Origin of the sequence: Dyadobacter alkalitolerans DSM 23607, assembly GCF_000428845.1 — a bacterium.
Lineage (GTDB): Bacteria > Bacteroidota > Bacteroidia > Cytophagales > Spirosomataceae > Dyadobacter > Dyadobacter alkalitolerans.
Genome location: NZ_AUAS01000004.1, coordinates 386,948 through 411,279, shown reverse-complemented (window position 1 = coordinate 411,279; position 24,332 = coordinate 386,948). Strand labels below are relative to the sequence as shown.

General features: G+C 46.5%; 20 protein-coding genes and 1 riboswitch. Of the genes, 16 read left to right on the top strand and 4 right to left on the bottom strand.

The features are described from left to right. Nucleotides 1-23 precede the first annotated feature (23 nt). The 5 genes from G395_RS0110315 to G395_RS0110295 all read left to right on the top strand — a co-directional run bounded on the left by G395_RS0110315 (nucleotide 24) and on the right by G395_RS0110295 (nucleotide 8,643). The gene (locus G395_RS0110315) at nucleotides 24-3,458 is read left to right on the top strand and encodes a SusC/RagA family TonB-linked outer membrane protein (RefSeq protein WP_026629974.1); all 3,435 of its coding nucleotides are present in this window, start codon (nucleotides 24-26) and stop codon (nucleotides 3,456-3,458) included. Between the two features lie 24 nt (nucleotides 3,459-3,482). Next, nucleotides 3,483-5,042 carry a SusD/RagB family nutrient-binding outer membrane lipoprotein gene (locus tag G395_RS0110310; RefSeq protein ID WP_026629973.1) on the top strand — a complete coding sequence of 520 codons (1,560 nt, stop codon included), beginning with the start codon at nucleotides 3,483-3,485 and terminating at the stop codon, nucleotides 5,040-5,042. A gap of 158 nt (nucleotides 5,043-5,200) precedes the next feature. Continuing rightward, a complete protein-coding gene (locus tag G395_RS0110305; RefSeq protein ID WP_026629972.1) occupies nucleotides 5,201-6,472 on the top strand; it encodes an amidohydrolase/deacetylase family metallohydrolase in 1,272 nt (423 codons plus the stop codon). A gap of 66 nt (nucleotides 6,473-6,538) precedes the next feature. Then, a complete protein-coding gene (locus G395_RS0110300) occupies nucleotides 6,539-7,471 on the top strand; it encodes an RraA family protein (protein WP_026629971.1) in 933 nt (310 codons plus the stop codon). 65 nt (nucleotides 7,472-7,536) lie between these two features. Further along, complete coding sequence (locus G395_RS0110295) at nucleotides 7,537-8,643, top strand: bile acid:sodium symporter family protein (protein ID WP_026629970.1); 1,107 nt, start codon at nucleotides 7,537-7,539, stop codon at nucleotides 8,641-8,643. An 865-nt stretch (nucleotides 8,644-9,508) separates the two neighbouring features. Here G395_RS0110295 and G395_RS0110285 read toward each other — a convergent pair. Beyond that, entirely contained in the window at nucleotides 9,509-10,012 is a 504-nt protein-coding gene (locus G395_RS0110285) for a GNAT family N-acetyltransferase (RefSeq protein WP_026629968.1), read from the bottom strand. A 142-nt stretch (nucleotides 10,013-10,154) separates the two neighbouring features. After that, nucleotides 10,155-10,250: riboswitch (TPP riboswitch) on the top strand. Nucleotides 10,251-10,320: 70 nt separating this feature from the next. Between G395_RS0110285 and thiS the strand changes: the two genes are divergently transcribed. The 9 genes from thiS (at nucleotide 10,321) to G395_RS0110240 (ending at nucleotide 20,146) form a co-directional block, all read left to right on the top strand. Further along, nucleotides 10,321-10,524: a sulfur carrier protein ThiS gene (thiS, locus tag G395_RS0110280; protein ID WP_026629967.1), complete on the top strand. Its 204-nt coding sequence runs from the start codon at nucleotides 10,321-10,323 to the stop codon at nucleotides 10,522-10,524. 43 nt (nucleotides 10,525-10,567) lie between these two features. Beyond that, entirely contained in the window at nucleotides 10,568-12,448 is a 1,881-nt protein-coding gene (gene thiC, locus G395_RS0110275; protein ID WP_026629966.1) for a phosphomethylpyrimidine synthase ThiC, read from the top strand. A gap of 16 nt (nucleotides 12,449-12,464) precedes the next feature. After that, complete coding sequence (locus G395_RS31645) at nucleotides 12,465-13,859, top strand: thiamine phosphate synthase (protein WP_084439540.1); 1,395 nt, start codon at nucleotides 12,465-12,467, stop codon at nucleotides 13,857-13,859. After that, nucleotides 13,853-14,620, top strand: a complete 768-nt coding sequence (locus G395_RS0110265) for a thiazole synthase (RefSeq protein ID WP_026629964.1) — start codon at nucleotides 13,853-13,855, stop codon at nucleotides 14,618-14,620. Before G395_RS31645 ends, G395_RS0110265 begins: the two co-directional genes overlap by 7 nt. Next, on the top strand, nucleotides 14,610-15,722 hold the full coding sequence (gene thiH, locus G395_RS0110260; RefSeq protein ID WP_026629963.1) for a 2-iminoacetate synthase ThiH: 1,113 nt from the start codon (nucleotides 14,610-14,612) through the stop codon (nucleotides 15,720-15,722). The genes G395_RS0110265 and thiH overlap by 11 nt, the downstream gene beginning before the upstream one ends. A 13-nt stretch (nucleotides 15,723-15,735) precedes the next feature. Beyond that, on the top strand, nucleotides 15,736-16,806 hold the full coding sequence (gene moeB / locus G395_RS0110255) for a HesA/MoeB/ThiF family protein (RefSeq protein WP_026629962.1): 1,071 nt from the start codon (nucleotides 15,736-15,738) through the stop codon (nucleotides 16,804-16,806). A gap of 88 nt (nucleotides 16,807-16,894) precedes the next feature. Then, nucleotides 16,895-18,586, top strand: coding sequence for a GH39 family glycosyl hydrolase (locus tag G395_RS0110250; protein WP_026629961.1), 1,692 nt, complete (start codon nucleotides 16,895-16,897; stop codon nucleotides 18,584-18,586). A gap of 105 nt (nucleotides 18,587-18,691) precedes the next feature. Continuing rightward, nucleotides 18,692-19,573: a sulfite exporter TauE/SafE family protein gene (locus tag G395_RS0110245; RefSeq protein WP_026629960.1), complete on the top strand. Its 882-nt coding sequence runs from the start codon at nucleotides 18,692-18,694 to the stop codon at nucleotides 19,571-19,573. A 96-nt stretch (nucleotides 19,574-19,669) separates the two neighbouring features. Further along, entirely contained in the window at nucleotides 19,670-20,146 is a 477-nt protein-coding gene (locus G395_RS0110240) for an NADH-quinone oxidoreductase subunit A (RefSeq protein ID WP_026629959.1), read from the top strand. Nucleotides 20,147-20,455: 309 nt separating this feature from the next. Here the strand turns inward: G395_RS0110240 and G395_RS0110230 are convergent, their stop codons facing one another. After that, a complete protein-coding gene (locus G395_RS0110230) occupies nucleotides 20,456-20,980 on the bottom strand; it encodes a hypothetical protein (RefSeq protein ID WP_157486641.1) in 525 nt (174 codons plus the stop codon). A gap of 9 nt (nucleotides 20,981-20,989) precedes the next feature. Continuing rightward, on the bottom strand, nucleotides 20,990-22,327 hold the full coding sequence (locus G395_RS0110225; protein ID WP_026629957.1) for a C10 family peptidase: 1,338 nt from the start codon (nucleotides 22,325-22,327) through the stop codon (nucleotides 20,990-20,992). Nucleotides 22,328-22,566: 239 nt separating this feature from the next. On the opposite strand from G395_RS0110225, the gene G395_RS31090 reads away from it, so the two are divergent. Then, on the top strand, nucleotides 22,567-22,920 hold the full coding sequence (locus tag G395_RS31090; RefSeq protein WP_051350102.1) for a helix-turn-helix domain-containing protein: 354 nt from the start codon (nucleotides 22,567-22,569) through the stop codon (nucleotides 22,918-22,920). Here G395_RS31090 and G395_RS0110215 read toward each other — a convergent pair. Further along, entirely contained in the window at nucleotides 22,914-23,666 is a 753-nt protein-coding gene (locus G395_RS0110215; protein WP_026629956.1) for a hypothetical protein, read from the bottom strand. The two genes, G395_RS31090 and G395_RS0110215, sit on opposite strands and share 7 nt — an antisense overlap. Before the next feature lie 134 nt (nucleotides 23,667-23,800). On the opposite strand from G395_RS0110215, the gene nuoB reads away from it, so the two are divergent. Continuing rightward, the gene (gene nuoB / locus G395_RS0110210) at nucleotides 23,801-24,325 is read left to right on the top strand and encodes an NADH-quinone oxidoreductase subunit NuoB (RefSeq protein ID WP_026629955.1); all 525 of its coding nucleotides are present in this window, start codon (nucleotides 23,801-23,803) and stop codon (nucleotides 24,323-24,325) included. The last annotated feature ends 7 nt before the right edge of the window (nucleotides 24,326-24,332 follow it).

Sequence of the window (24,332 nt, the reverse complement as noted above, 5' to 3'; positions counted from 1 at the left end):
TTAATCCGACAAAAATCAAAATTATGTCAAAAACAGTACAAATTCATCATGCTTTACAGAAAATCATGCGCATTACGCTGTATCAAGCCATACTCGCTATCGTCGTCAGCACATTCGTGCAAGCTAATGATGTGCGTGGTCAGCGGGTTTTAGAACAAAAAGTAACGCTGCGTTTAGCCAATGCCGAAGTTGACAAGGCACTGGAAAAAATTGAGAATGTGACCAAGGTTAAGTTTATGTATAACCCGCAGATTTTCAATGCACAGAAATATACATTCAAATTCCAGGACGAAGCATTATCCGATGTGCTGGGCAAAATCCTCGCTCCGCATAAAGTGACTTACGAAGTGGTAAAGGACCGTATCATTTTGAAACGCGAGACAGCATCTTCCGAAACGGGATCTTCCTCCAAAGAAGCTCCAAAACGCAATGTTACGGGTGTGGTTACGGACGAAACCGGCGCGGGTCTTCCGGGTGTAAGTGTTTTGGTAAAAGGCACCCAGCGCGGAACATCTTCGGACGCGGAAGGGAAATTTACGATGGACATTCCGGATGCAGAAGCAGCGTCTGCAGTGCTGATTTTCAGCTTCGTAGGTTACACGCCACAAGAAGTTGCAGTCGGAACGCAGACAACACTCTCCGTTCAGCTGGCTCCCGAAGCAAAAGCATTGAATGAAGTTGTTGTAACGGCTTTGGGTATTTCCAAAGAGAAAAAAGCGCTTGCCTATGCAGTCACCGAAGTAAAAGGTTCTGAATTCACACAAGCCCGCGAAAACAACGTTGCGAATGCATTAACAGGTAAAATTGCCGGTGTGAATGCAACGGGGATGTCGACCGGACCGGGCGGATCGAGCCGGATTATCATTCGTGGTAATGGTTCTTTGAGCGGAAACAACCAGCCTTTGTATGTGATCAATGGTATGCCAATGGACAACAGCGTTCCTGGCGGTGGAAATGCTTCTGACGGAAATGGTAACAACACAGACCGTGGAGACGGAATCGGCGGGATTAACCCGGACGACATTGAATCAATCAGCGTTTTGAAAGGTGGCCCGGCAGCGGCTTTGTACGGTGCTCGTGCGGGTAATGGTGTTATTTTGATCACCACTAAAAAAGGTCGCGCGCAAAAAGGCATTGGTGTGGAGTTCAACAGCAACTTTACGACTGAAAACCTGGCGATCATTCCGGACTGGCAATATGAGTTCGGACAAGGTGTGGATGGTGTAAAACCAATGACGCAAACGCAGGCAAAAAGCTCAGGACGCTTGTCATATGGCGCAAGAATGGACGGCACGGATGTGATTCAGTTTGACGGCCAGATGCGCCCCTATTCTCCTCAGAAAGATAACCTTAAAAACTTTTACAGAACGGGAACGAACTACATTAACTCCATTGCCTTCACAGGTGGAAATGACAAGATCAACTTTCGTTTTGGTTTGAACAATACAAAATCAAACAGCATTGTCCCTAACTCGGACTTCACGAGAAGGATTGCGAATTTGAACGTGAATGCATTTTTGGGCAAAAAACTGAGCATTGAAACCGTTGTTCAATACAACATTGAAGATGGCCACAACCGTCCGAAAGTAGGTTATGCAGATTACAACCCGCACTGGGCAACACATTTGATCGCCAATACGGTAGATATCAGAAGCCTTTCTCCTGGTTATGACGCTGTTACAGGCAAAGAAGTAGAATGGAACCCAGTTCCTGCTGCGCCAAACCCTTATTTTGTTATCAATAAATTTAAAAATGACGACCGCAAAAACCGTTTCCTAGGTCAGACCAGCTTGCGGTACGACATTCTTGACAACTTGTTTTTGAAAGGAAGCGTGAGCCAGGACTATTATAATTTCAAATACGAGTTTATCGTGCCGACGGCCAATGCATACGAACCGCTTGGAAAGTATGAGTCCAACCGTACCACTTCGTCTGAAACCAACGGCATGCTGACATTGAACTACAATAAAGAGTTCGAAAATTTCAGTTTTTCAGCATTGCTGGGCGGTAACACGCAGCGCAGCATTTACGACGAAATGGCTTACAGAGGCGCTGAATTCACGATCCCGGGCTTTTATAGCTTCACCAACCTCGCTACTACTACGACCACACCAGTTTACCGGAAAAGCGGTATCAATTCGGTGTTCGGATCGGTGGATTTGGGTTACAAAGGATTGGCTTACCTGACCATGTCGGGCAGACAGGATTGGTTTTCTGTTTTGAACAAATCAAACAACAGCATTTTCTATCCGGCAATTGGTGGAACAGTAATCCTTTCCGAGGCCATTGATATGCCTGCGGCCATTAGCTTCGCGAAAGTGCGCGCTTCATGGGCGCAGGTGGGTGCCGTGAATGTGGATCCTTACAAGATATACCAAAGCTATCAAATGGCGCAAGGCGGTCACAATGGTCGTCCGGTACAGCAATTGGCTTCGGCATTGGTTCCTAACCCTGATTTGCGCCCGCTTACATCAACGACTTACGAAGCAGGTTTGGAAGCACGTTTCCTCAACAACCGTTTTGGTCTTGACCTTACTTTTTACAACCGTAAGACCACCAACGACATTGTACAGAGCAACATTGCATCATCCTCAGGATACACGCAAGCTTTGCTGAATGTGGGTGAATTGAGCAACAAAGGGGTGGAGCTTTTATTGACAGCAACACCGCTTCGCAAAAACAATTTCACTTGGGATATCAGCTATAACATGGCTTATAACCAAAGCAGGATCATCAAACTGGCCGATAACCTGAAAACGCTGAGCATCGGGGCCGGTGTGGGCGGTGGTATGATCCAGAATGTGGTTGATGGAAGCTATGGTGAGGTTTGGGGTTACAACAAGAAAACAGACGGTAATGGCAATGTGGTTTTCAACACAGCCAGCGGATATGCAGTAAGAGGCGATTTGGAAAAATTGGGTAATGGTATCCCTCCGTTGACCATGGGTATCACTAATAATTTCAAATACAAAAACTTCTCACTGAACATTCTCATTGATGGTAAATTCGGAAGCGTGGTTTACTCCAACATGTACCAGTACGCTTACCGTTTTGGTTTGCCAAAAGAAACATTGCCGGGCCGCGAAACGGGTGTAACCGTAACGGGTGTAACGCCTGAGGGTGCTCCTTTTACCAAAACCTGGGAGAAAAAAGATGTGGATACTTACTATGACAATGACAAAAACTACACAGGAATCTTCACTTTCAACAACGACTTCGTGAAGCTGCGCCAGGTGATTTTGAGCTACAATCTGAATGTAAGCAAAATGTCGTTCCTGAAACTGCAATCTGCTTCTGTGTCTCTGGTTGGCCGTAACCTGCTGCTGCTTTACAAAGACAAGCGCAACAATTATTTCGATCCTGAATCCAGCTATACCAATGGCAATGCGCAAGGTCTGGAAGCATTTGGGGTGCCAAGAACGAGAAGTTTGGGTGTAAACCTTACAGTGAAGTTTTAATCATTAAAAAGCATTTTAGTGAATATGAAAAATTTAATAAAAGTCCTATATCTGGCTCCGGCCCTATTCATTGCCTCCTGCGACAATGGGTTTGAAGAAATGAATGTTAACCCCAATGCTTCGACAGAAGTTGTCCCTGGTTTTCTTTTCACGCGGGCTCAACTGGTAACCGTAAGCAATAACTTTACTGGCGCGGCTTACCTGACCATTGGAGGGTCCATGCAGCATTTCGCCACTTACAAGGAAGTGCCTGCGGCAGGTGACAAATATTTCAGTTTCACTTACAGCCAGGGCAGCTGGGCACTTTATGGTGGTGATCCCGTTTCTCAGGGTGCTGTAATTGACATTGCACAAGTAATTGAGGCTGTTTCAACAAATCCTGCCGATGTGAACAAGCTGTCTGTTGCCCGCATCTGGAAAGCCTATCTATTCCACCGTTTGACGGATATGTATGGCGACATTCCTTATTTCGAAGCGGGAAAGGCACTTTCAAGCCAAAACTTCACGCCGAAATATGATACACAGCAAGCCATTTATGCAGATATGCTGAAAGAACTGGAAGAGTCGATCAATGCATTTGATGCGGCACGACCGACTTTCGGAACGGCTGACCTGGTCTACGGCGGGGAAATTGCAAAATGGAAAAAATTCGGTTACTCGCTGATGCTCCGCCTCGGCATGCGCCTGACAGAAGTAGATCCGGCCAGCGCTGAAACATGGGTAAAAAAGGCCATTGCAGGCGGTGTGATCACATCTGATACGGATATGGCGACGATTGCTTACGTGGACGGCTCCATCACAGCCAGCAGAAATTTCATCGCTGCGGGCCTCATGGCGACAGATTATGTTTCTCCAGGCGGTGACAATGTGGAGGGTGGAAAATTGGCCAAAACATTGGTTGACCATTTGAAAACAACCAAAGATCCGCGTTTGAATGTAATCTCTGTGGTTTGGACAAAGGCTTCTGCAACAGCCCCTTATGTTGCTGACACAGCTACTGCTTTGCAAAAAGGAATGCCTAATGCGGCTTTCAACTCGTTGCCAGCAGATTTTGACTCTTACTCCGAGCCAAATCCGAATACGATTTTGAAATACAATGCGCCCTTATTGGTCTTCACCCCTGCGGAAGTGCATTTGCTGCTTGCTGAGGCCGGTTTGAGAGGCTGGTATTCGGCTACGACACCAGCTGCGGAATATGAAAGCGCGGTAACATCAGGCATGAAGCAATGGGCTGCATTCGGCGCAGGCGGTGTGATTTCCGATGCCAAAATCGCTGCTTACCTGAAAGCAAATCCGTTCAAAGCAACCGGAACATTGGCTGAAAAAATGGAGCAGATCGGCACGCAGAAGTGGGTTGCGCTGTTTTTGGAAGATGAATATGAAATCTGGTCCAATTGGAGACGCACCGGATATCCTAGGCTGACGCCTACCAACTATCCTGGTAACCTTACCGGCGGAAAAATCCCAACCCGTTTTGTAATTCCTGATTCCGAAGAGCAGTATAACCAAGCCAATTTCTACGAAGCAAGAACCAGACAAGGCGGCACGAATACGCTGTCGAGCATGGTTTGGTGGGATAAATAATTTTTGTAAAACAATCCAAAATCAGACTTCCAGGCCACAAACCGGGAAGTCTGATTTATTCATAACCAACCCTCCAACATTAAACACACTTGCAGCATTAAAAACGAACTGAAAATTCCTTTAACTATCTAATGTCCATATTCCTAAAACCTGAAAACATGAACAAGAAATTACGCTTAACCTGTTTTGCGCTGCTATTTGCATGCGCCGCCAACGCCCAGCAATATTCTGTGGTGATCAAAGGCGGCCACGTTATCGACCCTAAAAATAATGTGACCGGCATCATGGACGTGGCCCTTAAAGGCGACACCGTCATGCTCGTTGCCAAGAACATCGATGCCAAAGAAGGCAAGCAGGTCGTGAATGCCAAAGGGCTTTTCGTAACACCCGGCCTGATCGACATGCATTCCCACAACTTTTACGGCACCAAGATGGACCAGACTTACAGCAATGGCCCTAACGCATTGCCGCCGGATGGCTTCACATTCCGCACGGGCGTGACCACGGTTGTGGACGCGGGCTGTGCAGGCTGGAAGTCTTTTCCTGATTTTAAAAAACAAACCATTGACATTTCAAAAACCCGCGTGCTCGCATTCCTGAACATTGTAGGAGAAGGCATGCGTGGCGGCACTTACGAGCAGAATGTGGACGACATGGACGCAGCTGCAACGGCGAAAGTGGTGAAAGAAAATCCGGATTACATTGTCGGCATTAAACTCGCGCATTACAACGGCTACAACTGGACGCCCACCGAACGCGCCGTGGAAGCCGGAAAGCTGGCTAATGTGCCTGTTATGATTGATTTTGGTGGTAGCAAGCCTGTTTTGCCGCTGCAAGAATTGTTTACAAAACATTTGCGCCCAGGCGATATTTTCACACATTGCTTCGGGCAGTTAAGCAGCCGCGAGCCGATTCTGGACGTTGCTACGGGCAAGATCAGGCCGTTTGTTTATGATGCGCGTAAGAAAGGGATCCTTTTCGATGTAGGTTATGGTGGCATAAGCTTTGCCTTCTCACAAGCCATTCCGGCCGTTAAGAGCGGTTTTTATCCCAACACCATCAGCACCGACATTCACACGGGCAGCATGAACAATGCCATGAAAGACATGCTGAATGTCATGTCCAAATTCCTGGCTATGGGCATGGATCTTTCGGCTGTGATCAAAGCAAGCACCTGGGCGCCCGCACAAGCCATTCACCGCGAAGAGCTCGGAAACCTTTCAGTTGGCTCGCGTGCAGATGTGACTGTTTTGAGGGTTCTGGATGGTAAATTCCAATTGAATGACACAGGAACATTCGGTTTCTGGGATTACACAGGAACCAAGATTCAGGGAAAACAGAAACTGGAAGCAGAGGTGACGATCCGCGCCGGAAAAGTCGTTTACGACCTCAATGGCCTCACCGAGCCGCTCGTGATTACCAAAAGATAATTTGAATGATAATCCATTCGATGCATCTTTGACATTTATCTTGCCGCAATTTTTTATTTTTCAAATATGAGAGTACAATTTTTAGGTGTAATAACCCTCCTAGCCCTTCATTTCAGCAGTTTGCCCTCCGCACAGGCGCAAGTAATGCCCAAGGAAGAACTGATGTTCCTCACCTCCGAATGGAAAGGCGAACGCTTCCCCGACGGCCGCCCCAAAGTCTCCGACGAGCTCATTAACCGCGCCAAAAACATCTCCATTGAAGAAGCGTGGGTGGTGTTGCAAAATGAAGGTTACAACTGCCAGTTCGACGGAAACTGGAAAATATTAAAAGACGACATCGTCATCACAGGCCGCGCATTGACGGCCCAATTTATGCCCTCCCGCCCAGACGTTGAAAAGCTCGTTAAGGACCGCGGCAACAAAAACGGCATGCTAGGAAACACCAATTCCTGGCCCATCGATAAGCTTTCGAAAGGCGACGTTTACGTGGCAGACGGTTTTGGTAAAATCGCCAGCGGAACATTGATCGGCGACAATTTGGGAACATCCATTTTTACCAAATCAGGCAATGGTGTCGTTTTCGACGCATCAGTCCGCGATCTGGAAGGACTTTCCAAAATCGAGGGTTTCAATGCATTTGTAAGAGATTTCGACCCATCATTCTTAAAGGACGTTTTCCTGACCGGCATTAACACGCCGATCCGCATTGGCCGCGCCATTGTATTGCCAGGAGACATTGTGCTTGCTAAAAAAGAAGGCGTGATCTTCATTCCGGCGCACATGGCCGAAAAAGTGATCCTAACCGCAGAATTCCTCACATTAAGAGACAAATTTGCTCTTCAAATGCTCCGCGAAGGCAAATTCACCCCCGGCCAGATCGACAACCAATGGACCGATCAGCTTAAAGAGGCATTCCTGAAATGGCTGGACAGCAATCCAAAGGAAATCCCGATGAAGCGCGCCGAACTGGACGAATACATGAAGAAAAGAACCTGGTAACCTTCTTATTGAAGTGCCAGGGCACTTTTGCGTTGTTTTTTCAATAGCATTATAACGACAATTATATGAATGTTTACAAGCTACTCGCCGGTGTCGCAGGTCTGTGTCTTCTCGTTGCGCTTTTCCTTGCGCTCTCCGGAAACCTGCCGCAAGCCGGTCCCTTCTTCATTGCTTTTTTTCTGGCATTAGCCGTTAGTTTCCGGGGTTTTGAAAAACTGAAAGGTTTCACGTATACAACTGTCATTTTCGCCGCCGTAACCACAGCCCTCTACTATCCGCAGCATTTCCAAACGGTCAACGGCTTCAAATTGGCAGCATTAATCACGCCTCTGATCCAGATCATTATGTTCGGAATGGGGACGTCAATGAGCTTTGGGGATTTTGTGGGGGTTGTAAAAATGCCAAAGGGCGTGCTGATTGGCGTGGTAAGCCATTTTATCATTATGCCAACCATTGGATTTACATTGGCAAACCTAAGCGGCTTCCCGCCCGAAATTGCAGCCGGAATCATCCTCATCGGCTGTTCACCAAACGGAATGGCCTCAAATGTAATTTCCTATCTGGCCAAAGCAAACCTGGCATTATCGATCACCATCACGGCGATCTCCACCATGCTCGCTCCTATTGTGACGCCATTGCTAATGAGCGCATTAGCAGGTGCATTTGTACAAATCGACACCCTGCACATGATGTGGGACATTATCAAAATGGTCATCATCCCCATCGGCGCCGGATTGCTTTTCAATAAATTTTTCAGCGGCAAAGCCAAGTGGCTCGACGACGCCATGCCGATCGTTTCCATGGCCGGCATCGCCTTCATCATCGTCATCATCACCGCCGCCGGCCGCGACAGCCTGCTCACCATCGGACCAACACTGCTGCTACTTGTTCTAATCCACAATTTATCAGGATACACATTAGGCTACTGGTCCGGCCGGCTCTTCAAAATGAGCGAGCGCGACTGCCGCACCATCGCCATAGAAGTAGGCATGCAAAATGGTGGCTTAGCATCCGGTATAGCAAAAGAAATGGGGAAAATGGCCACCGTAGGGCTAGCGCCCGCGATTTTCGGGCCATTAATGAACATTACTGGATCCATTCTGGCATCCTGGTGGCAAGGCAAACCGACTGGGGATGAGGAGACTTATGTGGAGACTGGAAGGGCACATTAAGGCAATCCCAGAGGGATAAATATCGGTAGCATACCCCGAACCTATCCAAAATACGAAATCCCGGAGGGATGTAACGACGTACACGCTGTTACATCCCTTCGGGATTTACATTATAGCGACCATTCATTTGCTACCGATATTGTGCCCCTCCGGGACTATATATACTTCATTTATGATGTACCGCGTTATTACTTGGTTAATCACTTAACGGCACCACCTTGTGGAGCTGTTCAAATTTAAAAATCAAGATAATTTGCCTCAATTGAACAGTGTCTGTCCGACGACTTTGCTTGTCAACAATTTCGCGATTTCCCAAAATTTCAACTATACCGGTCTTTGACTGATCTTTTGAATTAATAATCTCTGACAGCGTTAACAAGTCACTTTTGAATCCAAGCCGGCTATCTCTAATATAAGCTAAACTGTAAGACTGGCCTATAATCACATATGCCGACATAATAACAATCATAACTAGGACAACTGATAACGTAAAGAAAGCTGCTTTCCAAGGGCCCATGTATATAAATTGATTAGAATCCACCGCGAGTTAACGCCATATGACAACAATTAAAACAAGAGAATTGAAACGAAAGAATTGACTTTTTAAGAGGTTAACATCAATATGTTAACGGCAAAAAAGTTCACCAAAAAAATAAGAGGTGCGTGTAAGCGGGGGAGCGCCATAGGAGCCTAGCAAAACGCCAATCCCAGAGGGATAAATATCGGTAGCAAACCATGAACGGATCTAAAACAGGAAATCCCGGAGGGGTGTAACGACGTGCACGCTGTTACATCCCTCCGGGATTTTATATATTCGGTGTTCATTCCTTGCTACCAATGTTGCATCGCTCCGCGATTTAACCCCTTAATCTTCTTCCAACAACAACTGCATAAAAACCAGATCCAGCCATTGGTCGAACTTATATCCTACCTCCTTCAAATAACCCTTCTCCACAAATCCATACTTCTTGTGAAATTCAATGCTACCGCGGTTAGCGGCGTCTATGCCGGCGATCATGCTGTGAAGGCCGGATTCTCGGGCTCGTTGGATGAGGCTGCCAAGGAGTTTACCTCCCACACCTAAACCCCTTGATTTTTCGTCGAGGTAAATGGAATGTTCTACGCTGAATTTGTAGCCGATTTTCGGCCGGAAAATATTGTAAGAGCCATAACCAATCACTTTTCCTTCCCTTTCTGCAACGATGACCGGCATGCCGTCATTGAACATTTTCTCAAACCATTCCCGTTGCTCGTCCAGCGTCCGGGGCTCGTAATCGTAAATCGCAGTGGTGTTAAGAATGGCGTGATTAATAATTTCTAACAGGGATGGCAAATCCTTTGGAGCAGCGCTTCTGATAATAAGATCCATCAAGTAACGTAGGTTCGATATAATTGGTAAATATGACCTTAAAGTTACCCGATAATTCTTAAAATAAAAGTGCTTCCATTGCTTCGTTTCGCGGTGTTTTCTTTGGTTAATTTTTGAAAATACATTTTTTGCGATAGCTTTGTCCAAACTTTAGGGGTGTCCCGAAATGCGGACTGAGATAATACCCTTTGAACCTGATGCAGTTAGTACTGCCGAAGGGAAAAGTAAGAGATACTGCTATCGTATCTCAATGTATCTTTCTTCCAAAAGGTCCATTCCTGAAGTTTTTCTCAAAAACATTATTCAGAATGGAAATTATCATCAACGGTCAATCGCGTGAATTTTCTGAACCGCTCTCGGTCCAGCAATTACTTTCTGCTCTTTTCCCGGATCCTGCCAAAGGGATCGCTGTCGCTGTAAACCAGTCGGTTATTCCTAAAACGGCGTGGGCAGCGCACCCGTTGCAACCGCACGACCGCGTCATGCTGATCACAGCCACGCAAGGCGGCTAGCCTCCATTCTTCCCCATTTGTTTTATCCTTAATCCAACATTTTATGAAAACCGAAAAAACGCCACAAAGCGGCAGTGTGACCACCGACCCGTTCCCGAATTCACGGAAAATTTACGTAAAAGGCAGCCTGCACAATGTGTCCGTTGCGATGCGGGAGATTGCACTAACCGACACGCGTTTGCATGGAAAGCTAGGCCAGGTGGAGAAAAATGCGCCGGTCACAGTCTACGACACGAGTGGCCCTTTTACAGATCCCAGTGTTGAAATCGATGTAAAAAAAGGATTGCCTGCATTGCGTGCAGAGTGGATTCAGGCGCGGCAGGATGTGGAGCAGTTGGAAGGCATCAGCTCGCAATACGGACAGCAGCGACTTTCGGATCCGTCATTGGATGCACTGCGCTTTGCGCACATTACCAAGCCGTTTCGGGCCAAATCGGGTGCGAATGTGTCACAACTGCATTATGCAAAAAAGGGCATTATCACTGCCGAAATGGAATACATTGCGATCCGGGAAAATCAGCGTATCCAGGAAAATTTGTTAGAACTGAATGGCAAAGCCGGTTCGCTTTCACACCAGCACCGCGGTCATAGTTTTGGGGCAAATATGCCCGTCAATTTTATAACGCCCGAATTTGTGCGCTCCGAAGTGGCAGCCGGCCGCGCGGTGATTCCGGTGAACATTAACCATCCAGAAAGCGAGCCGATGATCATTGGTCGTAATTTTTTGGTTAAAATCAATGCTAATATTGGCAACTCAGCGGTGTCATCGACTATTGAAGAAGAGGTTGAAAAAGCCGTTTGGGCCTGCCGCTGGGGCGCAGATACGATCATGGATCTTTCAACCGGCAAGAACATTCACGAAACCCGCGAGTGGATCATCCGTAACTCGCCCGTCCCCATCGGCACCGTTCCGATTTATCAGGCTTTGGAAAAAGTGAATGGCAAGGCCGAAGACTTAACCTGGGAATTGTTTCGCGACACGCTCATCGAGCAGGCCGAACAGGGCGTGGATTACTTCACGATTCATGCCGGCGTTTTGCTGCGCTACATTCCGCTTACGGCCAAAAGGATCACAGGAATTGTTTCCCGCGGCGGCTCGATCATGGCCAAATGGTGCCTGGCGCATCACAAGGAAAATTTCCTTTACACGCATTTTGAGGAGATCTGCGAAATTATGAAGGCTTATGACGTCGCTTTTTCGCTCGGCGACGGTTTGCGTCCAGGCTGCATTGCGGATGCAAATGATGCCGCACAATTTTCCGAGCTGGAAACATTAGGCGAACTGACAAAAATAGCCTGGAAGCACGACGTGCAAACCATTATCGAAGGTCCGGGTCACGTGCCGATGCATTTGATCAAAGAAAATATGGAGAAGCAGCTGGAACATTGCCAGGAAGCGCCGTTTTATACATTGGGACCCTTAACAACAGACATTGCACCTGGTTATGACCACATTACGTCTGCTATCGGAGCGGCGATGATCGGCTGGTTTGGAACGGCGATGCTTTGTTATGTGACTCCGAAAGAACATTTGGGACTGCCGAATAAAAAAGATGTGAAGGACGGCGTGATCACTTACAAAATCGCTGCGCACGCCGCGGATCTTGCCAAAGGGCATCCGGGCGCGCAATATCGTGATAATGCATTGAGCAAAGCGCGCTTCGAGTTTCGCTGGGAGGATCAGTTCAATCTTTCCCTCGATCCCGAAACGGCCAAATCCTTCCACGACGAAACCTTACCAGCCGAAGGCGCCAAAATCGCCCATTTCTGCTCCATGTGCGGACCCAATTTCTGTTCCATGAAAATCACGCAGGACGTGCGCGACTATGCGGACGAAAATGGCCTGAACGAAGAGGCGATTGCGGAAGGCATGGAGGAAAAATCGCGGGAGTTCGCCAGTCTGGGCAGCCAGATCTATCTATAATCAGCTCTTTAAGAATATGGAACTGATCGCGATATCCCATCCAGATTTCATCCCCAATGAAGCCGAACGGATCAATGCGCTTTTTCGGGACGGCTTGCAGCGCCTGCACCTGCGCAAGCCTGCTTGTAATGTACTTGATTTGAACCGATTGATTGCTGAGATTAATCCAGTGTTTTACTCTAAAATAGCCCTGCATTCCCATCACGAACTCGCGGCGCAATATGGAATTACCAGGCTTCACTTCCCGGAATCATTGCGGAAGGAAACGCCGGAATTTATGCTGAAAAAATTAAAAGACGCAGGTTTTAAGCTTAGCACATCTGTTCATGCCATTGATGAGCTGGCTGATCTTTCCGACAACTTTGAATACACATTCTTCGGTCCAGTGTTCGATAGCATTTCCAAGAAAGGCTATTCAAGCATCATTGGCGATGATATGTATTTAAATGATGAACAGAAGACGGTGAAAGTAATCGCGATCGGAGGCATTGATCATTCCAACATAAGCCAAATTCAGAAAATGAACTTCGACGGCGCTGCCTTACTAGGAGCAATCTGGCATGCTCCCAATTTCAAATTTTCAAACATTGCCGGGGGCTTAAGCCCCCGGCAAATAGAATCAGATTCAAAAGCAATTGCATCAGATCCAGATTTCAAAAAAAACATTGCCGGGGGCTTAAGCCCCCGGCAAATGAAATTAGATTTAAAAACAACTGCATCAGATCCAGATTTCAAAAAAAACATTGCCGGGGGCTTAAGCCCCCGGCAAATGAGATCAGATGTGCAGCAAATTGACAAGCTGCAATTTATTTCTAATCAGTCACAAGAATTTAGCCATTTGGAAAGCATTAGCCTTGCTTTGGAAGCCGGCTGCCGATGGATCCAGTTGCGTGTAAAGAATGAGCCGGAAAAACTTGTTTTAGAAATGGCCCAAGCCGCCAAAGCACTGTGCGACACTTATGGCGCCAAACTGATTATCAACGACTTTCCAGACATTGCCAAAGCGATTTCTGCACATGGTCTGCATCTCGGGCTGAGTGACATGCCCATTCCAGAAGCCCGTAAAATCATGGGTGACAACATGATCATCGGCGGCACAGCCAACACATTCGAAGACATTCTTTTAAGAATTGATGAGGGAGCAGATTACATTGGATTAGGCCCCTTCCGATTTACCAAAACCAAACTAAATCTTAGCCCAATCCTGGGCCTGGAAGGTTATCGTGATTTGATGCAAAGGCTTGCCGAGGCAAAAAAAGAAATCCCAATAATAGCCATTGGCGGCATCCTGCCGGACGACGTCCCGGCATTACTAGGCGCTGGCTTACACGGTGTCGCCATGTCTTCTGCATTGATCCAATCAAAAGATCCAAAGGAAACGGTCCAAAAACTTGAAGAAATATTATGTTAAAAATCGCAGATAAAACATTTGAATCTCGGCTTTTTACCGGGACTGGGAAATTCAGTTCTGCCGCGTTGATGGAAGAAGCGTTGCTGGCTTCCGGCTCGGAACTGGTGACCGTTGCGCTGCGGCGGATAGATGTGCATGATGCGCAGGATGATATGCTTTTGCATTTGAAACATCCGCACATTCATTTGCTGCCGAACACTTCCGGCGTCAGAACGGCCAAAGAAGCAGTTTTTGCGGCGCAGCTGGCCCGCGAAGCATTAGAAACAAACTGGCTCAAACTGGAAATCCACCCCGATCCAAAATACCTCCTCCCCGATCCGATTGAAACGCTCAAAGCAGCCGAGGAACTTGCAAAGCTCGGGTTCGTAATCCTGCCCTACATTCATGCAGATCCGGTTTTATGCAAAAGATTGGAGGAAGCTGGCGTGGCCGCTGTAATGCCTTTGGGCTCACCGATCGGCAGTAATAAGGGTTTGAAAACGATTGACTTTCTGGAAATTATCATTGAGCAAAGCAATGTGCCTGTCATTGTGGACGCGGGAATCGGCTCGCCATCTGATGCTGCGAAAGCGATGGAAATTGGTGCGGATGCGGTTTTGGTCAACACGGCAATTGCAGTTGCTGGCGACCCGGTGGCGATGGCGGCGGCATTCAAAATGGCGGTGATCGCAGGGCGTATGGCGTTTGAGGCGCGATTGGGAAATCAGGAAAATTTTGCCGTGGCTAGCAGCCCTTTAACCGCATTTTTGGATGAGCTTTAAGGACAAATTCGAGGCTTATGATTGGGATCAGGTCAAAGCCAGCATTTATTCTAAAACGGCAGAAGATGTCCGAAAAGCACTTTTGGCGCAAAAACGAACATTGGAAGATTTCAAAGCACTCATCTCCCCGGCAGCGGCCCGTTTTCTGGAACCGATGGCGCAGCTCAGCCGCAAACTGACCCAAAAACGCTTCGGAAAAACCATGCAAATGTACATTCCGCTGTATTTATCAAATGAATGCACCAACATTTGCACCTATTGCGGGTTCAGTCTAGACAACAAAGTGCGGCGAAAAACGCTTTCCAAAGAAGAGATTTTGCGCGAAGTGAATGTGATCAAATCGCTGGGTTACGACCATGTTTTGCTCGTAACCGGAGAAGCAAACCAAACCGTGCACACGGCTTATTTCAAGGAAGTGATTGAGTTGATACGGCCTTATTTTTCACAAATATCCATGGAAGTCCAGCCGCTGGAAACCGCTGAATATGAGGAACTAATCGCTTTGGGGTTGTATTCTGTGCTGATTTACCAGGAAACTTATCACAAGGAAGATTACAAAAAGCATCATCCAAAAGGCAAGAAATCAAATTTCAATTACCGGCTCGAAACGCCCGACCGGTTGGGACAGGCAGGCGTTCATAAAATGGGTTTGGGGGTCTTAATCGGGCTGGAAGATTGGCGGACGGACAGTTTTTTTACGGCCGTCCACCTGCAATATCTCGAACGAACCTATTGGCAAACGCGTTATAGTTTATCATTTCCCAGGCTGCGGCCATTTTCCGGCGGTCTCGAACCAAAGGTAGAAATGACAGACCGGGAGCTTGTACAGCTGATTTGCGCGTATCGAATCATGAATGAGGAAGTTGAAATTTCACTTTCAACGCGCGAATCTGAGCAGTTTCGTGATCATTGCATTCAGCTGGGCGTTACGTCAATCAGTGCCGGCTCCAAAACCAACCCGGGTGGATATGCCGTTGAACCTGAGTCGCTTGAACAGTTTGAAATTTCAGACGAGCGCTCGCCCGCGCAGATTGCAGCAATGATCCGGGAAAAGGGTTATGAGCCGGTTTGGAAGGATTGGGACACGGTTTTTGTGCCATAGAAATTAAAATACAATGTTTGAAAAGGAAGAAAGGAAGCGTTATAGTCGGCAGATTATTATGCCGGAAATCGGCCTGACTGGCCAGGAAAGGCTGAAACAGGCCAAAGTGCTTGTCGTTGGCGCGGGCGGTCTGGGTTGCCCGGTACTGCAATATCTGGTGGCGGCTGGTGTTGGTAACATTGGCATTGTGGATGATGACGTGGTGGATTTAAGCAACCTGCATCGCCAGATTTTGTATTCTGCCGCAGATGTGGGCCAAAGCAAAGTCACTACCGCCGTCCAAAAGCTCAAAGCATTGAATCCCTTCGTACAGCTCACGCCTTATACCGTTCGTTTACAGGAAGATAACGCAGGGCAACTCATTGGCAACTACGATCTCATCATCGACGGCTCCGACAATTTCCCAACCCGCTATCTCGTAAACGATACCTGCGTAGCACTAGGTAAACCCTTCGTTTTCGGTTCCATCCTGCGTTTCGAGGGACAAGTTTCTGTCTTTAATTACAAAGGCGGCCCCACATATCGCTGCCTTTTCCCCGACGCCGAAGAAGGCGACAACTGCGCCGAAGCCGGCGTAATCGGCATTTTACCTGGAATTATCGGAAGTTACATGGCCAACGAAGCCATTAAAATCATTTGTGAAATAGGAGAACCGTTATCCGGTAAACTGCTGATCATAAATACATTAACCAACACCACTAACATTTTTACTTTCACAAGATCCAGTAACATTCCAGCATCCGCCTCTGAATCAACCCAGACAGACTTCGCAAAGGCAGACACAGCAAAAGCAGATCCGAAATCCAACGTCAAAGAACTAACCTTCGCAGAATTCGAACGCATCGAAGCCTCCTACCCTGGCCAGATCCACCTTGTCGACGTCCGCGAATACAACGAATTCGAAGCCGACAACTTCGGCGGCATTAACATTCCCTTATCCGAAATCCCTGACATTCTTCCCACATTACCGCCAAACAAAACCATCGTTTTTTACTGCCAAACCGGCAAGAGAAGCGCGCAGGCTGCAAAGTTGCTGGCGCAGAGTGGGTTCGAGGGGGCGAGTTTTTGGGCTGGGAATTGGTAAGTTGTTAGGCAGGATTAGTAGTTTTTCTGTCGGCTATCCTTACCAATGCGAATCACCAACTTTTGCTTATTGCAATAATTCGCAGCCCATGTCGACCATAAAATTACTCTTTTTAACTCTGTTACTTGTTGGCTCTTCTTTTGTTGAGGCCCAGGAAAGTAAACAAAAACCCGTCACTATCGAAGTTAATCTTGCCGTCGAAAACGGCCGGGCGAAGCCGATTTGGGCTTGGTTTGGGTATGATGAGCCGAATTATACTTATATGAAGGATGGGAAGAAATTGCTGACGGAGATTTCGCAGTTGAGCAAGGTGCCGGTTTATGTTCGGGCACATAGCATGTTTGTAACGGGTGATGGTGTGGCGGCGTTGAAGTGGGGCTCGACGAATGTTTATACTGAGGATAAAAAGGGAAATCCGGTTTATGACTGGACCATTGTTGACAAAATCTTTGATACTTACATAGAAAGAGGCATGAAACCGATCGCGCAGATTGGCTTCATGCCCGAAGCATTATCGTCCAAACCACAGCCTTACCGCCATCATTGGAAGCCGGGCGATGATTATAACGACATTTACACAGGCTGGGCTTATCCGCCTAACAATTATGAAAAATTTGCGGAGCTGGTGTTCCAATGGGTGAAACATTCGGTGAAGCGATATGGCCAGGCCGAAGTGGAATCCTGGTATTGGGAGCTTTGGAACGAGCCCAACATCAGTTACTGGAAAGGTACAACGGAGGAATACATTAAACTTTACGATTATTCCGCCGACGCCGTGAAGCGTGCATTACCAACTGCGAAAATAGGCGGACCGGAAGTTACAGGCCCAAACTGGGAGGTTTCTGCCAAGTTTTTCAGGACTTTTCTGGATCATGTCGTGAGCGGCAAAAATTATGTGACAGGCAAAACAGGCTCGCCGCTCGACGTCATCACCTTTCATGCAAAAGGCAATCCTAAGGTCGTGGACGGCATTGTGCGCATGGATATGGGCACGCAGCTGCGCGACATTGACAAAGGCTTCGAGATCGTGGCCTCCTACCCCAGCCTTAAAAACCTACCGATAATCATTGGTGAATCCGATCCCGAAGGCTGTGCGGCTTGCTCGGAAGATCTGCATCCCCAAAATGCTTACCGGAACGGCACCATGTATTCCAGCTATACAGCTGCATCATTTGCCCGAAAGCATGAGCTCGCCGACGCGCGCGGCGTCAATTTGCTCGGTGCGGTAACGTGGGCCTTTGAATTTGAAGACCAGCCCTGGTTCCGCGGATTTCGCGATCTGGCGACGAATGGTGTCGATAAGCCCGTTTTGAATGTTTTTAGAATGTTTGGGATGATGGACGGAAACCGCGTGGAGGTGAAGCAAAATCTAGCTTATAATTTTGAAAAACTAAGAAAAGAAAGCGTTCGTGGCGAGCGGGATATCAATGCTTTCGCAACCAAAAATGACCGTGAAGCGGCTGTTATGGTCTGGAATTATCATGACGACAACAAGATCGTCGAAGCTTCTCCGGTAAGTGTTCAGCTCAATGGCGTGAAGGCAAAACGCGTTCAGGTGCAGCATTACCGCATTGATCAGGAGCATAGCAATGCGTATGAAGTCTGGAAAAAAATGGGATCACCGCAAAAGCCGACGGCGGAGCAGATCGCAACATTGGAACACGCCGGTCAATTACAAACATTGACTTCGCCGCAATGGGTTAATGTTGAGAAAGAGCAAATTAAGCTTGATTTCAGTTTACCCGCCCAAGGCGTTTCACTTTTAAAAATTATCTGGTAAACTAAAAAGCTGACCAAATTTTAATAATCTATTAATTACGTAGATTAAATAGTTTTACTACTTTTGTAACTTCCTGTTCAACGGCGATTCCAAAATCCAACAGTAATGCTTACAAAAGTGCTCTCACTTAAACTGCCTACAATATCCAACTGGTACATTGTCCCCGCGGGCATCGTGGTCATATTATCTGCGCTATTTATTTTCAATGGCTCATTTTCGGTTAGTGAGGAGAATGTAAGCGCGTTTATTGGTAGCGATTTTGCATTGTATCTGTTGGTAGGTCTGGCCGCACAGCTTGTGGATGGCGCTTTGGGCATGGCTTATGGGGTTACATCCACATCTTTTTTGCTAAGCCTGGGCGTTCCGCCGGCGATCAGCAGCACGAGCGTGCACGTGGCAGAAATGTTTACGACCGGTGCTTCCGCAATCTCGCATTTTCGTTACAAAAATATCAATAAGAAACTCTTTAAAAGTCTGCTGATCCCCGGCGTGCTGGGCGCGGTGACAGGTGCTTATCTGCTCTCAGACGTGATTGATGGCGATTTAGTTAAACCTTACATTGCGGCTTACATGCTTATTTTGGGCCTTATCATCATCAGGAAAGCATTGCAAAAGAATCTGGTTAAAAACAAAACCAAGAAAATAGGCATCCTGGCAGCAGCAGGCGGTTTCCTGGATTCCATCGGCGGCGGCGGCTGGGGACCGATCGTTACTTCAACATTGCTTGGCCAGGGCCGCGATCCACGCTACACCGTTGGTTCCGTGAATGCGGCTGAGTTTGTGATTGCATTTGCCAGCGGTGTTACATTTCTCATTTTCACGGGAGTTAGCAGCTGGCAAGTTGTTTCGGGTCTTATTATTGGAGGCGTTATTGCTGCTCCCTTTGGTGCGATGCTCGTTGGAAAAATAAAGCGCAAACCTTTGATGCTGATTATCGGTGCGTTGGTAATCGGGCTGAGCGTAAGAACTATTTGGCTAAGTCTTTAAGTTACAAGCCTCCTCTTTGCCACTTAAAACGTTTTAAAGCCTGAATTAACGTCAAAAGACTAAAATCAGTAGCTTTGTAAAAACGAGCCCCGGACTATGATCTCTGATTTTGGCTACATCCTACTCTTCATCATTACAGCAATTGCCTTGCTGGGTTTAATGCTTACCATTGCCAAACTCCTGCGACCTCACCGGCCAAATGAAGAAAAGCTGACCACCTATGAATCAGGCGAAGATCCCCTGGGAAATGCCAACATTCAGTTCAATGTGCGTTTTTATGTGATTGCATTGATCTTTGTCTTATTTGAAGTCGAGCTGCTTTTCCTGTTTCCCTGGGCGATTGTTTTCGGAAATGAAGACCTCATCACCCAAACCAACGGACAATGGGGCTGGTTCGCCCTCGCCGAAATGACCGTCTTCATCGGAATCCTCATCCTCGGCCTCGCCTACGCCTGGGGCAAAGGTTACCTCGACTGGGTAAGGCCAAAACCGCAAATTCCTGTCATTGATTCGCCTGTTCCGGCAGACCTATATGCCAATGTTAATGAGCGGTATGGTAAAAAGCAGCCTTAGTGATCTAAAATTAATACTTCTTCCCTCTCAGACAGAATTTCAAGAGCCTGCCAAATCTATATAATCAAAGAAGCATTGCACTGGTGTAGAAAAACATGACCGTATCCGCAGCACCTCCTATTTCTGGCAGATAATCAGAGGCTTCAAGCTTGTCCTGCTTTCCACTTTGCTTCATTATTTTATAGAACCTTTTTAGCCCACCACTATAACAAAATGACTCCAAATTTTGTCATGTTTCATAAGGAAAGTTAGTGTTGATAAGAACAGGTTCTCAAAATCAATGACAAAATGCCAACATAACCCTCAACTTCATTCAAATTTAGCTGTCGGCTCGTAGGTATATCCCAATGTATCCAGTTCGGGTTTGTATACGGTGCTTTTCATTAGATTACTCAACTTAATCTTGGTTGTCAGTCCCGCAGTAACATTCTGATCAATGACTGCTAAGAATCCGTTCGTTTCATCCATTCTGTAATAGAATGCACTCTGCTTCGTCTTCTTGTTGTACCCGTAATCGTATAAAATGCCTAAGTAGCGGGAGGTGCTATCCATATTTACGTCGTAAAATGAGAATACCCGATAGCCGGTCCCTTGCTTGTAAAAAGGAGTTTTTAGACTATCGTTTTGCATAAAACCGATCTGCGTTTTTAGAAATGACATTTGCGAGACATTATCCAAAGGCATATCACTTCCTTTAACTTCATATTTTGTCATTTTCCAGTATCCCGTAATGCCATCGCCGCCATTACCGATAACATCCCCACGAGGTCCTAAATTTTTAGGATGGCACCCAAACATCAGATTGATACACAATATCAGTATGAAAGTTCGCATAGAAGTATATTAAGGTTTAATTATGTAAGCTCGCATATTTGAACTGTTATATAGGGTACCCGCTCCTACGATGCCTGTATAAGAAAACCACGTATTGTTCTCGGAAATATCCCCCCAGCCCCAATTCATTTGATAATAGATGGAGTGATTTTCATAACAGTAGCCATTGGCGTCATTAAAAACTGCATACAAATCCTTTATGCCATCCATGACCCAAATGTGCTGATTTGCAGCACAAGCAGCGCAGTTTGAGCCGAAAACTATAACTGGTCTGCTTGCCCGCAATTCCTCACTAACAGTTGCAGCATTACCAAAGAAATCTTTATCAAAAGAAGTAAAACCTCGATTTGCAAAAAAATTATCAATATGTCCGGGTACACTCCAGGTCTGGCACCCTGAGCCGGACATAGGGATGCCCAATGCAGGAACAATAGTATTATAAACTGCATCCATATCTTTCCCGGCATCGCGTATCAGCTGTGCTAAGTTAATGTGATTTGCGTTGCTAGGCTGGCATTGAGCGGGTGCATTTTTAGGCATAGCATTAAGCATCGCCGATGAATAGGCATGGCCATTAACTGTCACAGGTTTATGGTGAAACTTTAAAATCTGTGCAACTGCAACCGGGCCGCAACCGGTTGGTGCCTTTGAGCATTCATAATCTCCTTTGCAATTTTTTACAGCAACGCCTGCCGGGCAATATGCATTATAACCAGTCCCTTGTTTCCATGTGGACAGATTCGCAGTCAAATGGGTAACTGTCGAGTTCGCAGGCAACGGATGCGTCACGAACCATTCGCAACTAAGCTCCGGCGTGTTGATTGGCTCGTCTAAAATGCGACCGCCTCGCAGATTTTGTTCGAGTTGCGCCCAATGGTTAATAACATCGATGTGAGCCTCAGATTTCCTTTGCGCGCCATTGAAATTCTTTTTAATAACATCAAACCAAAGCTGAATTCCAGGATTGTCGGTTTTCTCGTCGAAGGATCCATCTTCTGAAAATGCCAAAATTGGTTTCAACCTCTTATCAGCCGACAAGATTACGAACCCTTCTCTATCCTCGTAATTTATAATGTAGAAGACTGTTTTGCCTTTTTCATTCTTAAAGCTCTTTACTTCTTCAATTCTTCTTTCCCGACTTTCGGTTGTTCGGGCATTTTGTTCAATTGAATGCACACCGGAGAGCAATTTCACAGCCGCCCGCTCATCGACAAAAAACTTGCCCATGCTGAGCTCTGGTTTGGTCAAAGAAGAATCTGACAAATCTCCACTTGAACAACGAATCATCAGGAAAATTGTCATAATTCCAAAAAGCGCAGTCCCAGCTGCTTGATAATGTGTCTTCATATAAAAGCATGTGTTAAACCCCACCTCCCGCCGTACTATTTCGAACGACTCTTGGATGGTTTGCAAAATTGCTTTGTAATGATACTTCAATCCAACAAGCTGTGCTTATAAGTCAATAGCTTATGCTTATAAAATATAACCGGTGCTTATAATTGAATTTTGGGCTTGGTTGAAATGGAAAAAATATTGATTTTGCGCACCGAATAGCTTGCGTGCTTAAATACTTTCAACACACTATTATGAACATATTTGCGAATAACCTGCTCACCAAACGTGAAGAAAAACGACTTACTCAAGCGTATATGGCGTTTCTCAGCGGGATGTCACAACCCAATTACTCGGACATTGAAAGAGGTAAAACACGCCCGTCGATCGACCAGCTCAAAAAGTTTTCTGAGATTTTAGAAGTGTCTGTCGATGAGCTGATTTCAGATGTAAAAGCCAAGAAAAACCCTTGGGATGCCGATATTACGGAGAATCCCAAGGGAAGACAATCTGCCCTGATCCGGGCCATTGAAGAGAAAGACAGCTATATTAAAATTCTGGAAAGGCAGCTGGATGACTTACGCAAAAAAGATATGGGATGTCAGTGATGTTTTCCCATTCCATTCCACATTTTCGCATCCTTCTTCGGGAAAAACACCAGACCCAATTGCAGGTAAACCTGGTTAAGTTTCAGGGACGACAAGTCGCTGATCGTTACGTCCTCTCCTTTCCATTTTCTACGTCCCAGCAAGGGTAAATGATACGATGCTTTTCCGCTCAGATAAACCTGATCGTGCCATTTGGGTAATACATTCATTTTATAATCAGCCCCGATACCAGCGTGGAAGTTGATATTCCCTGTCCGGAGCCTTACAGGTTGATATGACTGCGGATTTTGCGTTACCTGGCCAATGGTTGCAGTCTGGTTGCTTTTGATTTTCAGTTGATACAACATCAGGTCAAAACCGATGGGAACCAGCACATTCCAGCGACGGTTGTTGACCAATTTCGGCCCTCCGTCTGTTCCGATACCGATGCCGTTGAGATATGCTTTTCTTTGATCCTTATCCGTTGTATAATTGGTGCTGTTCATGATAATAATCCGGCCTTCTGTAAACCAGCGCTGGGATTCGGTCCGTTTGGCAAGGACGATTGACCCCATGAAGGAAGTGAAAGGCTTAATCTGCAACCTGTCAAGTTGTTCGCGCATGGTTTTGTTATTGGGAAGCAATCCGAATTCGGCGTAAATGGCCATACCACTCTTGAACATCCGCACGGTGCTGTCGGTTTGGGCCTGCACATTAGTGAAAATAAACATAGCCAGAATGGCGCTGAAAAGTAATTTGTTTTTCATAGAGTTGTGTTGTTGAATGGCTTCCAGATGAAAGCTTGAAACAGATTTTAGCTAAATATGGTTACTTTTGTATACATTGATGTAGCTTAACAAGCAATATCTGTACCACTGGATTTTTAGGAGCACAATATAGGATGAGTGATAAAATAAAAACGGGAGACGGAGGCATTATTCTTACAAATGCTGAGGATCTGATGAATTGGGCGAGACTGTCTTCTCTTTGGCCGATGGGCTTCGGGATTGCTTGTTGTGCGATTGAAATGATGGCTGCATATGCTTCGAACTATGATCTGGAACGTTTTGGTATACTACCCCGCCCTTCCCCGCGCCAGTCGGATGTGATGATTGTGGCGGGAACTGTGACATTTAAAATGGCAGACCGGATCAGGAGATTGTATGAACAAATGCCCGAACCGCGCTACGTTATTTCGATGGGCAGCTGTTCAAATTGTGGCGGGCCTTATTGGGAACATGGTTATCACGTTGTAAAGGGTGTCGACAGAATAATACCGGTGGATGTATACGTTCCTGGCTGTCCGCCAAGACCCGAGGCCCTGATCGGTGGTTTTATGAAGTTGCAGGAAAAAATCAGAGGCGAACACCCGCTCGCTCCGGAGCTCTTTCTGGAAATGGAAGCAACTGAAACCGCAACCGTCTAATTAATTG